The sequence below is a fragment of the Mycobacterium sp. 236(2023) genome (genome assembly GCF_029623955.1).
Taxonomy (GTDB): Bacteria; Actinomycetota; Actinomycetes; order Mycobacteriales; family Mycobacteriaceae; genus Mycobacterium.
The window spans coordinates 459771-472960 of record NZ_JARSBP010000001.1; the positions used below are offsets into that span (position 1 = coordinate 459771).

Annotated in this window: 11 protein-coding genes and 1 pseudogene; 3 read left to right on the forward strand and 9 right to left on the reverse strand. The window is 68.7% G+C overall.

Annotated features, from left to right (window positions below):
• Nucleotides 1-5: 5 nt before the first annotated feature.
• Entirely contained in the window at nt 6-704 is a 699-nt protein-coding gene (locus tag P9A17_RS02205; RefSeq protein ID WP_278036955.1) for a TrkA family potassium uptake protein, read from the reverse strand.
• A gap of 30 nt (nt 705-734) precedes the next feature.
• Between P9A17_RS02205 and P9A17_RS02210 the strand changes: the two genes are divergently transcribed.
• Nucleotides 735-2231, forward strand: coding sequence for a potassium/proton antiporter (locus P9A17_RS02210; RefSeq protein ID WP_278036956.1), 1497 nt, complete (start codon nt 735-737; stop codon nt 2229-2231).
• Between the two features lie 87 nt (nt 2232-2318).
• Here the strand turns inward: P9A17_RS02210 and P9A17_RS02215 are convergent, their stop codons facing one another.
• From P9A17_RS02215 to P9A17_RS02245, 7 genes are all read right to left on the reverse strand, one after another.
• Nucleotides 2319-2753 (reverse strand): DUF1707 domain-containing protein, encoded by a 435-nt coding sequence (locus tag P9A17_RS02215; RefSeq protein WP_278036957.1) that lies wholly within the window; start codon nt 2751-2753, stop codon nt 2319-2321.
• Between the two features lie 158 nt (nt 2754-2911).
• Nucleotides 2912-5074, reverse strand: a complete 2163-nt coding sequence (locus tag P9A17_RS02220; protein WP_278036958.1) for an AAA family ATPase — start codon at nt 5072-5074, stop codon at nt 2912-2914.
• A gap of 1 nt (nt 5075) precedes the next feature.
• Nucleotides 5076-5942, reverse strand: a complete 867-nt coding sequence (locus tag P9A17_RS02225; RefSeq protein WP_278036959.1) for a phosphatidylcholine/phosphatidylserine synthase — start codon at nt 5940-5942, stop codon at nt 5076-5078.
• On the reverse strand, nt 5939-6640 hold the full coding sequence (locus P9A17_RS02230; protein ID WP_278036960.1) for a phosphatidylserine decarboxylase: 702 nt from the start codon (nt 6638-6640) through the stop codon (nt 5939-5941). Before P9A17_RS02230 ends, P9A17_RS02225 begins: the two co-directional genes overlap by 4 nt.
• Before the next feature lie 28 nt (nt 6641-6668).
• Nucleotides 6669-7865 carry a gephyrin-like molybdotransferase Glp gene (gene glp / locus P9A17_RS02235; protein WP_278036961.1) on the reverse strand — a complete coding sequence of 399 codons (1197 nt, stop codon included), beginning with the start codon at nt 7863-7865 and terminating at the stop codon, nt 6669-6671.
• Nucleotides 7865-8782: an SDR family NAD(P)-dependent oxidoreductase gene (locus tag P9A17_RS02240; protein WP_278036962.1), complete on the reverse strand. Its 918-nt coding sequence runs from the start codon at nt 8780-8782 to the stop codon at nt 7865-7867. Before P9A17_RS02240 ends, glp begins: the two co-directional genes overlap by 1 nt.
• A gap of 5 nt (nt 8783-8787) precedes the next feature.
• Complete coding sequence (locus P9A17_RS02245; RefSeq protein ID WP_278036963.1) at nt 8788-10440, reverse strand: FAD-binding dehydrogenase; 1653 nt, start codon at nt 10438-10440, stop codon at nt 8788-8790.
• Between the two features lie 28 nt (nt 10441-10468).
• Between P9A17_RS02245 and P9A17_RS02250 the strand changes: the two genes are divergently transcribed.
• Together P9A17_RS02250 and P9A17_RS02255 are read left to right on the forward strand one after the other, a co-directional pair.
• Nucleotides 10469-10951 carry a PH domain-containing protein gene (locus P9A17_RS02250; protein WP_278036964.1) on the forward strand — a complete coding sequence of 161 codons (483 nt, stop codon included), beginning with the start codon at nt 10469-10471 and terminating at the stop codon, nt 10949-10951.
• A gap of 56 nt (nt 10952-11007) precedes the next feature.
• Nucleotides 11008-12444: a PH domain-containing protein gene (locus P9A17_RS02255; RefSeq protein ID WP_278036965.1), complete on the forward strand. Its 1437-nt coding sequence runs from the start codon at nt 11008-11010 to the stop codon at nt 12442-12444.
• Here P9A17_RS02255 and P9A17_RS02260 read toward each other — a convergent pair.
• Nucleotides 12370-13132 (reverse strand): annotated as a pseudogene (locus P9A17_RS02260) (MerR family transcriptional regulator). The gene P9A17_RS02255 and the pseudogene P9A17_RS02260 sit on opposite strands and share 75 nt — an antisense overlap.
• Nucleotides 13133-13190: the final 58 nt, after the last annotated feature.

Here is a 13190-nt window from a genome sequence, read left to right on the forward strand (position 1 = left end):
TGGAGTCACTCCAGTCTACGTGTGCTGCCCTGGACCATCTGCCGGATACGTTCTTCGACCCCGGATGCGGACACGAAAAGCATCTCGTCGCCGGCCCGCAACACATCCTCGGGACCGGGAACCATCAGGTGGTTGCCCCTCAGCACAGTGACCAACGCGCTGTCGTCGGGCATCGCGAGATCCCGCACCCGCTTCTCGACGAGGGGACTGTCGTCGGGCAGCGTGAACTTCGCGACGTTCGTCGCGCGCTGTCCGAGATCCCCCCGCGAATCGCGGCCGAGGGCCATCAGGCGGACCAGGTGCCCGACGTCGATCGCACCCTCGACGGCGGCGACGAGCGCCAGCGGCGTCGACACCGCGACGTCGATGCCCCACCCCTCCGTGAACAGCCACGCGTTGCGGGCGTCGTTGATGCGGGCGACGACACGGTCGATGCCGAACTCGGTCTTCGCCAGCAGCGCCATCGCGAGGTTGGCCTTGTCGTCACCGGTTGCGGCGATCGCGACGTCGCAGATCTGCATCTCGGCTTCCTCGAGCGTGGTCACCTCACACGCGTCGGCCCACAACCACTCGGCACCGGGAACCGTCGACGGGTCGTAGCGGTTGAACTCCTTCTCGATGAGCAGGACCTTGTGGCCGTAATCGACAAGCTCCTGCGCGACAGAACGGCCGACCGCGCCTGCGCCGGCGATCGCGATCCGCATGGGGGCTCCTGTCCTGATTTACTCACACGCGTGACCCTGCACCAGCTCTACGTGGCGCTCTTCATCGGCGGCCTCGTGCTGCTGGTGAGCATCGCTGCGACGAGGCTGGCCACCGGGGTCGGCCTGCCAAGCCTATTGCTGTTCCTCGGTGTCGGCGTGCTGGTCGGCGAGGACGGTCTCGGGTTGCAGTTCGACAACGCGCAACTGGCGCAGGATCTCGGCACCGCTGCGCTGGCGATCATCCTCGTCGAGGGCGGCTTGACGACCCGGTTCAGCGACATCCGCAAGGTGCTGGCACCGGCGGGCGTACTTGCCACGGTCGGCGTCGGGGTGAGCACGCTGGTGACCGCAGCTGCCGTGCACTGGCTGCTGGGCATGGACTGGCAGTTGGCCTTGCTGCTGGGCGCCGTGGTGTCGAGCACCGATGCGGCCGCGGTGTTCTCGGTGCTGCGGGTGGTTCCGCTGCCGCGACGGTTGTCCGGTCTGCTCGAGGCCGAGTCAGGCTTCAACGACGCGCCCGCCGTCATCCTCGTGCTGTTGTTCAGTGCGGTGCCGCTGGAACTCGATCCGCTGGAGATCGCCGGCACGATGATCTACGAGCTGGCGATCGGCACCGCGATCGGGCTCGGCTTCGGCTTCCTCGGGGCGATGACGTTGCGACGCATCGCGCTGCCTGCGGCCGGCCTCTACCCGCTCGCGACGTTCGGGCTTTGCATGGTGGCGTTCGCCGGGGCCGGGTCGGTGCACGGCAGCGGCTTCCTCGCCGCCTACCTGTCCGGCGTCGTACTCGCGAACTCGGGCCTGCCGCACCGCTCGGCGACGCGGTCTTTCGCCGAAGGGTCTGGATGGCTCGCCCAGATCGGCGTGTTCGTGATCCTCGGCCTGCTGGTGTCACCGGACCAGCTGCTCGACGAAGTGGTTCCGGCGATCGTCACCGGCCTGGTGTTGCTCCTGCTCGCGCGTCCGATCTCGGTTGCGGTGTCGCTCATCGGTTTTCGCATACCGTGGCGTGAACAGGTGTTCCTGTCCTGGGCGGGATTGCGTGGCGCGGTCCCCATCGTGCTGTGCACGTACCCGATCGTGGCGGGCGTGCCGGACAGCTGGCGGCTGCTCAACATCGTCTTCATCCTGGTGGTGCTCTACACCGTCGTCCAGGGTCCGAGTCTGCGGCTGGTGGCCGAATGGCTGCACCTCATCCCGCGCGACACCACCCGCGAAGTCCAGGTCGACGCAGCCCCTTTGGATGTCTTGGGCGCCGAACTGCTGACGATGACCGTGCTGCCGGGGTCGCGCCTGCACAACGTCACCGTGCTGGAGCTGCGGCTGCCCGACCCGAGCGTGATCACGCTGATCATCCGAGCGGGTCAGCCGTTCGTGCCCGAGCGGGTGACGCGATTGCAGATCGGCGACGAGCTGCTGATCGTGACGACCTCGGTGACGCGAGATCTCGCGGAGCGTCGGCTGCGCGCCGTGAGCCGCCGCGGCAAGCTCGCGGGGTGGTTCGACGAGTACGGTGATCCGACCTAGCCTTGCTGGCTTCGCGAGTGCACCAAATATGACGGAAATCGCGAAAAATCCGTCACAAAGCGTACTTTCGTGAGGTGCGGAGGGCGGCTAGCGAGCCGTGAAGCCCGGGCACGCCGGGAAACCCAGGCGGATCGGGAGGGCGTGGGACAGGACGCCGATGCCGGCGCCGAGGATCGGCCAGACGGGCCAGAAGTACCACGAGCCGGCGCCCAGTCCGACCGCGAGCCACACCGTGAGCACGATGACGACCATCGCCAGGTAGGCGGCCAGATGGATATGGATGCCCCGACGTGCTGCGGCGAGCTTGGCGGCTTTGCGCCGGGGGTCGTTGCGGCGAAGGTCGGCCACCGGTAGGTCGGCGGTGATTGCCCGCAGGTCCGGCGTGATGCCGGCGTCGTAGACCCTCTGCAGGCGCAGTTCGTACTCGGGCATGTCGAGGTAGCCCTGCGTCAGCGCCTGTCCGAGGATGTCGGCGGTCGCCTCACGTTCGCGGTCACCTGTTCGCACGGTCGGAGCGGTCATGATTCCTCCCAATCTTGACAACGACTAGTTGCGACGATGCCACCGCAACTAGTCAGTGTCAAGATCTGTTTCGGAGTGGGCGTCGAGAGTGCGTACAGGGCGCTGATCGGGCCGATCTTCCGCCCTCACCGCACTCTCGGCGCGGACGGCCAGTGGAGCTAGCGTGACTCCGCGAACTTCCGCAGCGACTCGACCTGTACGGGATCCAGCGACGGCCGCACGGTCTCGCGGGCCTTCGCCACGTCGGCCGCCGTCACGTCGGCAGCGTCGATGGACCTGCGCATCGCCGTCAGAGCGGCCTCCCGCAGCAGCGCGACGCAGTCGGCGGCGCTGTAACCGTCGAGCTCACCGGCCAGTGTCGCGAGATCCACATCCGGTGCCAGCGGAACCGATTTGCCCGCCGTCTTCAGGATCTGCGTGCGCGCCTCGGCATCGGGCGGCTCGACGAACACCAGCTTTTCCAGCCGGCCCGGCCGCAGCAGCGCCGGGTCGATCAGGTCGGGGCGGTTCGTCGCACCGAGCACCACGACGTCGCGCAGGGGCTCGATGCCGTCGAGTTCGGTCAGCATCGCCGCCACCACGCGGTCGGTGACACCCGAGTCGAAGCTCTGCCCGCGTCGCGGTGCCAGCGCGTCGATCTCGTCGAGGAACACCAGCGACGGCGCCGAATCGCGGGCCCGCTGGAACAGCTCCCGCACCGCCTTCTCCGACGATCCGACCCACTTGTCCATCAGCTCAGCACCTTTGACGGCGTGCACGCTGAGACGGCCCGAGCTTGCCAGCGCCCGCACGACGAACGTCTTGCCGCAGCCGGGCGGCCCATAGAGGAGCACGCCTCGCGGCGGCTGAACGCCGAGGCGCTGGAACGTCTCCGGATGCTGCAACGGCCACAGCACCGCCTCGGTGAGCGCCTGCTTGGTCTCCACCATGTCGCCGACATCGTCCAAAGTGACTGAGCCGACGGACACTTCTTCGGCCGCCGACCGCGACAGCGGCCGGATGACGCCGAGCGCACCGACGAGATCTTCCTGCCTGAGCGTGGGTGCTTCGCCGTTCTCACTGGCGCGTGCCGCCGCGCGCAGTGCGGCTTCCCGGATCAGGGCCGCCAGGTCGGCGACCACGAATCCCGGTGTGCGCTCGCTGATTTCGCTGAGATCCAGCTCCCCGGCGGGAACGTCGCGCAGCAGTACCTCGAGCAGCTGCTTGCGGACGGCGCTGTCGGGCAGGCTCAGCCCGAGCTCCCGATCGCACAGATCCGGCGCACGCAGCCGCGGGTCGATGTTGTCGGGTACCGCCGACGTGGCGACGAACGCGACGCCCTTGGTCGAGACGGCTGAGCGCAGCTCGGTGAGGATCAGAGTCGCCACCGGATCGGCGGGCACGGGCAACAGAGCGTCGACGTCCGTGACGAGAAGCACGCCGCCACCGTCGCGCACCGTCGCCACCGCGGAGGACACGTTGGCGAGCCGGTCCTCGGGGCGCAGTGAACCGATCTCCGGCCCGTCGAGTTCGACGAGGCGACGGCCCGAGCAGACGGTACGCACCAGCGTGGCCTTGCCGACGCCCGCGGGGCCGGATACGAGAACACCCAAATTGGCTGTCGCACCCAGCTTTTCGAGGAGCTCGGGCTGGTCGAGTGCGAGCTTGAGCCACTCGGTGAGCCGCGCGGCCTGGGTGTGGGAGCCTTTGAGGTCGTCGTAGCCGATCGCCGGCGCGGCGGACTCTTCGGCGACGATGTGCTGCCCGGTGGCCGGTGCCGGTGGGCTCACGCCCGCGCCCCAGGTGACCAGTGAGTTGGGCTGAATACTGACAGGCCCCGCCGGATCCACATCGGTGACGGTCAACAACTCGGATGTCCATGTGATGCCGACCGAGGACGCCAACGCGGCGCTGGCAGCCGACGTCGAGGTGCCGGGTCCGAGGTCGCGGGGGAGCAGTGACACGGTGTCGCCGACGGTCATCACCTTGCCCAGCAAGGCTTGTCGCAGCGTCGCGGCCGCGATCGACTGGGTGGCCAGCCGCGAACCGCTCAACGTCACCGACCGCGCGCCGAACACCGTGACCGGCGCGATCAGGACCGAGGTGTCTTCACGCAGCCCCGCATTCGACAGCGTCACGTCGTCGAGAAGTGCTGTGCCGGCAGGTGTGCCGGCGGGGGCGATCCCGACGACCGCTGCCGTCGTGCGCGAACCGGTCAGCGAGACCGCGTCCCATTCCCGCAGGCCCAGTGCGGCAATCGCTTCGGGATGGAGCCGCACGACTCCACGCCGTGAGTCCAGCGCCGACGTGTTCAGCCGGGCGGTGAGGGCCAGGTTGGGCACGTCACCCTCTCGGTGGCCGGCGCAGACCGAGCCGCATCGTCGAGCGGCGCGGCTGGACGCGCTGAGTGCGGTGCGTCCGCCGGATTGCCCGGCGCGCCGCGCGCTGCTGACGTGGCTTGTCGTCCCACACCTCCGGGTGCGCCGCGAGGAATCGCTTCGTGCGGAACGCGAACGGAATGTGCAGGAAGTACGCCAGGATCAACACCAGGATCACGAGGTAGCCGTACAGAATCGAGGCGGCCACGCCGATCGCCAGCAGAGCCAGCAGCGGCGCCACCATGTTGGGCGGCACCGAGAACGTGTGGATCTTGCGCATCGGCAGCGTGCTGACCACCAGCAGCGAGACGGCGATCATCCAGATCACCACGGCGGGTTCAGATGTCCACCAGCCCTCGCCGAACTGCATCTTGGCGGCAAGCGGGCCGATGGCGCCGATGGCGCCTGCGGGCGCGGGCATGCCGGTGAAGTACTTCTTCTCGTAGGCAGGCTGATCCACGGCCAGCATCGCGTTGTAGCGGGCCAGCCGCAGCACGATGCACACGGCGTACAGCAGCACCACGATCCAGCCGATGCGAGACGTCGACAGCAGCGTGCCGTACACGATGAAGGCCGGTGCCACGCCGAAGTTCACCGCGTCGGCGAGTGAGTCGATTTCCTCGCCCATCTTCGACGTCGCCTTCAGGGCGCGGGCCAGCCGGCCGTCGAGCGCGTCGAGGATCGCGGCGATCGCGAGGAATGCCATCGCCTCGGTGGGCCGGTCGTCGAGCGCGAACTTGACCGCGCTCAAGCCGAGGCAGATCGCGGCGACCGTCATCGCGCTCGGGAGGATCTTGACGCTGACGACGGGCGTCTTGATGCGGGGCCTCATCCGGGCAACTCGGCCAGCACGGTCTCGCCGGCCACGGCGCGCTGCCCGACGGACACCAGAATGTCCGAACCCGCAGGAAGGTAGGTGTCCAGGCGCGAACCGTAGCGGATGAGGCCGTAGGTGTCGCCGAGGCCGACCTTGTCGCCGGGGGAGACATCGCAGACGATGCGGCGTGCCAGCAGTCCCGCGATCTGTACCGCGATGACCTCCGCGCCTTCGGGGCTGCGGATCACGACGCTGTTGCGCTCGTTGTCGGCGCTGGCAGCGGCGAGTTCGGCCGAACCGAACAGCCCGGGATGATGCTTGACGGCCACCACCTCACCGGCGAGCGGCGCGCGCTGCACGTGTGCGTCGAACAGCGACAGGAAGATGCTGATCCGCGGCAAAGGTGTTGCGGGAAGCCCGAGTTCGCTCGGCGGGACTTCCTCCTCGATCAGGCAGATCAGTCCGTCTGCCGGCGCGACGACGGCACCGGGCCGGGTCGGCGCCACCCGCGGCGGATGTCTGAAGAACGCGGCGTTGGCGGCGGCGGAGGCGATACCGGCGTTGCGCAGCCACCGCGTCTTGCGTCCGGCCAGCGCCACGGCGAGGCTCGCGCCGACGAACGGCAGCCCTGCGGGGTGCATCGGGGGAACGGTGGTGCGAACCAGTGCCGCCAGGCGCGCTGGTCCTGTGTGGAGGTCGGGGCGTCTGGCCATCGTGCGCCGATTCTACGTTCCTACACAGCTAACGCAGGTCCCACACCTGCACACGTGACCCGGCCGCCAACTCGGCGGTGTCTTCGTCGATCTCCAGCAGGCAGTTCGCCGACGCCAGCCAGCGCAGGTGATGTGACGCCGGGGGACCGTACCCGGTGACGGTGTCGGCGACGGCATCGAAGACGCCGCGACGGAACTGCCGTTTTCCCCGCGGCGATGTCAGATCCTCGGTCAGCGTGGCCGCGCGGCGCGGGCGATCGGTGTCGGACAGTCCCATCGCGGCACGCAGGGCAGGACGGACGAACACCTCGAACGACACGAGCGAGCTCACCGGGTTTCCGGGCAGCGTGACGATCGGGATGCCGTCGACGGTCCCCGCGCCCTGCGGCATGCCCGGCTGCATCGCGACCTTGACGAAATCGACGGAGTCATCGCCGAAGGCGTCTTTGACCACCTCGTACGCGCCCGCGCTGACGCCGCCGGTCGTGATGATCAGATCCGCGTCGCCGGCTTGGGTGCGCAACGTCTCCCGGAACACGTCGACGTCGTCGCCGGTCATCGGGGTGGCGACAACATCGCCCCCGGCGTCACGCACGGCGGCGGTCAGCATCGCGCCGTTCGACTCGTAGATCTGGCCCGGCTGCAGCTCGGTGCCCGCGGTGACCAGCTCGGTCCCGGTCGACATCACGAGCACCCGCAGGCGGGGGAGTACGGTCAGCTCGGCCAGGCCCAGCGCGGCCGCCAGACCCACCACGGCGGGCGTCACCAGCTGACCAGCCCGCAACACCGTCGTGCCCTCCGTGACGTCCTCACCGGCCCGACGGATGTGCTGGCCGTCCTTCTTGGCCTCGCGGATCGTCACGGTGTCGGTGCCGCCGTCGGTGGCCTCGACGGGCACGATCGTCGTCGCGCCGACGGGCAGTGGCGCACCGGTCATGATGCGATGCGCGGTGCCGGGGACCAGTGTCGGGATGTCGGTGCGTCCGGCCGGGATGTCCTCGGCGACGGGCAGCCGCACCGGGGTGTCCTCGGTGGCGGTCGCGATGTCCTCGGTGAGCACGGCGTAGCCGTCCATCGCGGAGTTGTCGAAGCCCGGCAGCGACAGCCGCGCGACCACGTCGGCGGCCAGGACCAACCCCAGCGTGTCCGGGATCGCGACCTGCTCGGCGGGCCGCGCGGAGATCAGGTCAGCGACGACGCGCCGGTGCTCGTCGACCGAGCGCATCACACGCCGTACTTCACGCCGGTGAGCTCCTCGGACACCGTCCAGAGCCGCTGCTGAACCGCGACGTCGTGCGACTGCTTCGTCGACTCGACGAGTACCGGATGTCCGACGAGCTCGCGGAAGCCCGAAGGCCCGTAGTACTGCCCGCCCACGACGCCGGGATCGGTCGCGGCGCGCAGGGTGCCGAGCGCTCCGACGGGCGGGCTGTTGGTTACCAGCCCCGCCAACTGCGCGAACCCGGGCAGGCCTGAGCCGGGGATATGGCGCATCAGCTCGGTGTTGGAGACGCCGGGGTGGGCGGCGACGGCGATCGTCGGCGCGCCCTTGGCGGCCAGCCGGCGCTGCAGCTCATAGGTGAACAGCAGGTTGGCCAGCTTGGACTGACCGTACGCGGCGACGCGGTTGTACGACCGCTCCCACTGCAGGTCGTCGAAATGGATGCCGGCCCGGATGTTGTGCGCGATGCTGGCCACCGTCACGACGCGCGAGCCGGGAACGTCGAGCAGATTGTCGAGCAGCAAACCGGTGAACGCGAAATGGCCGAGGTGGTTGGTGCCGAACTGCAGCTCGAAGCCGTCGGCGGTGGTCTGCTTCGGCGGATACATGACACCGCCGTTGTTGATCAGCAGGTCGATCCGCGGGTGGGCCGCGCGCAGCGCGTCGGTGGCGTTGCGGACGCTGGCCAGCGATGCCAGGTCGAGCTCCTGGAGCGTGACGGAGGCACCGGGATGTTTTCGGGTGATCGCGTCCAGGGCTTTCTGGCCTTTACCGGCGTTGCGCACCGCGATGACGACGCGGGCGCCCTTGCCCGCGAGCACCAGGGCGGCCTCGTATCCGATTCCCGTGTTGGCGCCCGTCACGATGGCCACCCGGCCGGTCTGATCGGGGACGTCGGCGGCGGTCCATTTTGAGGTCATGGCACTTAACTTACGGACGCGATCGAACGCCCCGTGACCCTCCCGGTGAACAAGCATCCGCCGACGAAGGTTCCCTCCAGCGAGCGCTGGCCGTGGATGCCGCCCCCGCCGAAGCCGCAGACCTCACCCGCGGCGTACAAACCAGCCAGCGGATCGCCGGCGGCCGTCAGTACTCGCCCGTCGGTGTCGGTCTGCAGACCGCCCAGTGTCTTGCGGGTGGTGATGTGCAGCTTCACTGCGATCAGCGGCGAGCCGTCGAGGATCGGCCCCGGCGGCGCGATCCTCGGCCGGTCCGGGAGATAACGGCGGGCATTGCGGATCGCGGCGAACTGCAGATCCTTGCTGTAGGCGTTGCGTGATTGGGCGTCGCGCGCCCGGATCTGACGGCCGAGCACCTGCGGATCGATCGGAGTTACGCCGGGCACCCGGTTCATGCCCGCGGCGAGCGCGTCGATCGACGTCGCCGTGACGAAGTCCTCGCCCTCGTCAAGGAACCTCTGAAAATGCGGTGAGATCGCCGGATTCAGCGTGCCTTTGACGACCTTCCACACGTGTTTTCCGGTGAGCGCCGCATTCTGTTCCTGGCCCGACATGCCGAACTCCCGGCGAAAGATCTCACGGTTCATGATCAGCCACGAGTACGAGTGACCCGAGGCGACCACGTGGCGGACGGCGCCGACCGTGTCGAAGTTCGGGTACAGCGGCGGTGGGAACCTGGTGCCCTCCGCGTCGAGCCACAGCGCCGACGGGCCCGCCGTGACGTGGATTCCGTGATTGGGCCAGATGGGTTCGATGTTCTTGACGCCGTCCGGGTAGAACCACAGGCGATCCTCGTTGACCACATGGGCGCCGGCGCTTTTCGCGACGGCGATCATCTTGCCGTCGACATAGGACGGGTTTCCGCACAGCAGTTCGTCGGGGTAGCGGCCGAAACTGCGGGTGAACAGTTCGCGCACGAGTTCGGGGCTGCCGCCGACGCCGCCGGTGGCGAGCAGAACCGCAGGTGCGGCGAGCGTGAATTCGCCTGCCGCCGTTCCGGACGATGGTGCGCCGCGCTGGTGCGCCGACGGGGTCAGCCGCGTGCCGCGGATGCCGGTGACGACACCGTCGTCGAGGACGAGTTCGTCTACGCGGTGCCACGGCAGCAGCGTCACCATCGCGCGCGCGACGGCGTCCTGGACCCTGCTGGCGAAGACGTCGACGAGCCCGGGCCCGGTACCCCACGTGACGTGGAACCGGGGCACGCTGTTGCCAGACCCGAGCGCTCCGTGGCCTCCGCGTTCGGGCCACACCGGGATCGGGTACGGACGCCAGCCCAGGCTGCGCAGCCAGCGCCGCTTCTCGCCGGACGCGAAATCGACATAGCGCGAAGCCCATTCGCGGGCCCAGTGGTCGCGGCGATCGTCGGAGAACTCGGCGGAGCTGAACCAGTCTCCCATCGCGAGGTCACGGGAATCCTTGATGCCGAGGCGGCGCTGCTCGGGGGTGTCGACCATGAACAGGCCGCCGAACGACCAGTACGCCTGTCCGCCGAGATCCGCGGGGCCTTGTTGATCGACCAGGATGACGCGCTTGCCCGTGTCGACCAGTTCGCACGTCGCGACCAGACCGGCCAACCCGTGCCCCACCACAATCGCGTCCGCGGACTTCGTCGTCATCGGTTGCGACGCTACTAGGCTGGGAGTCGTGCATCTGGTCGAACCGGCGCACCCGCCGAGCCGGAAAGCACCACTTGTCTGGGCGCTGGGAGCCGCCATCCCATGGGCGTTCGTGGTCGTAGCGCAGGCGGTGTGGTTCGTGCTCGACGGCCAGTGGCCCTGGGCGCATGCCCTCGTCGCGGTGGGCACCGTGGTCGGCGCGGCCGTCTCCGTCGTCGTCGCTCCGCTGTGGCGTTACCGGGTGCACCGGTGGGAACTCGATCCGACGGCGGTCTACACGCGGTCGGGCTGGCTGGTGCAGGAGCGCCGGATTGCGCCGATCTCGCGGGTGCAGACCGTCGACACCTACCGGGGGCCGCTGGACCGGCTGTTCGGGCTGGCCAACGTCACGGTGACGACGGCGTCCTCGGCGGGTGCGGTGCGCATCGTCGCGCTGGACGTCGAGGTCGCCGACCAGGTGGTGGCACGGCTGACCGACATCGCGGCGCTGGGGGCCGAGGACGCGACGTGAACGCCGCGCACGCAAGGAGCGAATTAGACACTGAGTGGTCCCGGCTCAGCCCACGGATGCTGTTGGTGCATCCCGTCCACGAGGTGCTGCGCCAGATCCCCGTTCTGATCGGTTCTTTGGTGCTGGGATCGGCGACCGGGAACCCGATGTGGGCGGTCGTCGGTGTCGTGCTGGTGGTCGGGTACGGCGTGGCGCGCTGGTTCACCACGACGTATCGCATCGGCCCAGCAGATCTGCAGCTGCGCACCGGGGTGCTTCAGCGCAACGTTTTGTCGTTGCCGCGCAACCGGATTCGGTCGGTATCGACCGACGCCAGGCTGCTGCATCGGCTACTCGGCCTGGCGGTCCTCAAGGTCAGTACCGGCCAGGAGGGCAAGGGCGAGACGGTTTTCGAGCTGGATGCCGTGCCGGTCGCCGAGGTGGCGCAGTTGCGTGCCGTACTGTTGGCCGACTCTCTCGAGGGGCTGGAGGAGTCCGATTCGTCCCGGGTGCTGGCCCGGTGGCGGCCGACGTGGCTGCGGTACAGCCCGCTGACTTTCACCGGGCTGTTCATGATCGTGGCCGCGTTCGGTGTCGTGTCCCAGGCGGGAGTGCTTGGTGCTCTTCGGCATTCAGGTGTGGTGCGGGCCGGAGAGGAGGCGTTGGATGATCTCGGTGTGGTAGTCGCCATCGCCGCGGCCGCGGCGGTGGTGCTGATCGCTTCTGTGGCACTGTCGGTTCTGCAGTCGCTCGTCACGTACGGCAACCTCGTCCTGCGGCGTAACGCGGAGGTGCTGCACCTGTCCCATGGCCTTCTGCGGGTGCGCGAGCACACCTTCGACATGCGCCGCCTGCGCGGCGGCACCCTGCGGGAGCCGTTGCTGGTGCGGGCATTCGGCGGTGCCCGCCTCGACGCGGTGATGACCGGGGTGTCGGGCGGCGGCGAGGCGTCGCAGCTGCTTCCGCCGTGCCCGCGCGACACTGCCGCGACCGTGCTCGTCGACCTGATCGACCAGCCGGACGCCGTGACCGGACCGCTGACGACGCATGGACCAGTCGCGACGCGCCGGCGCTGGACGCGAGCCTTCGTCCTTCCTCTGGTCGCCGCCGTGGCGCTGCTGCTGTGGCCTTCTGCGCCGGAATGGGCGTGGGCCGTGCTGTGCGCGCTCGCTGTCTTCAGCGCCTTCCTGGCGTTCGACCGGGCGCGGGCCCTGGGCCACCGCGTCGGCGACGGCTGGCTGGTGGCGCGGTCGGGCAGCCTGACGCGGCGCCGCGACTGCGTGGCCGCGGCGGGCATCGTGGGCTGGACCGTGCGCCAGACGCTCTTTCAGCGCAGGGCGGGGGTGGCCACGCTGATCGCCGCGACCGCCGCGGGCGTGAAGCGCTACGAGGTGATCGACGTGCCGGCCCACCTCGCGTGGACGGTCGCGGCGACCACGTCACCCTGGGTGGCGAGCCGCGTTCGCGTGGATGGCGTCGCGACAGTAGACCGCGAGACCCGGCAGCCCGAATGACTCGTCATAGGTGGCGACGTACCGGGGGTCGCTGACATACATGTCGCCCAGGTTGCGATGGAAGGCCGGCGGACAGTCGTAGAACCATCGATTCACGTGCAGCCGGTGCTGTTCGGCCGCGTCCATCGCTTCCGGCGAATCGGCAGGCAGCCCGTTGCGGAACGCGTCGGCGAAGGCCTTCTCCACCGCTTCGCCCTCGGCCTTGATCTGCACCCATTCGTCCTTGCCGTAGTTCTTCGTCCGGCGTTGTGACTCCTTCCACTCCGCGGTCTCGCCCCACTTCTGCTCGGCTTCTGCCTGATAGTCGTCGAAGCCGTCACCGAACAGTTCGCGCATGTCGTCATCGGTCATGGGGGTGTTCGTCATCGCCTTCTCCAATGCTTGATCGATGGCCTCGACGAGATCCTTCAATTCGTCGAGCCGGGACATGACGCGGTTCCGCTGGCGCACGAGATGGCTGACCGCGTCGCCCTCGTCCAGCACACTCGCGATCTCGTCGAGAGACATCTCGAGTCGGCGGTAGAACGATGACCTGGGACAACCGTGCGAGATCTGCCGGCGTGTACAGCCGGTAACCCGAGGCGCCACGACGGCTCGGGCACAACAACCCGATCTCGTCGTAGTGGTGAAGCGTGCGGACCGTGACGCCGAACCGCTGCGCGACCTCGCCCACTGTGAGTTCGTCCACCTGCATCTCCCGCGTCATGTCGATCAGATTGGTGCCTCACGTCACGTGAGGGTCAAGT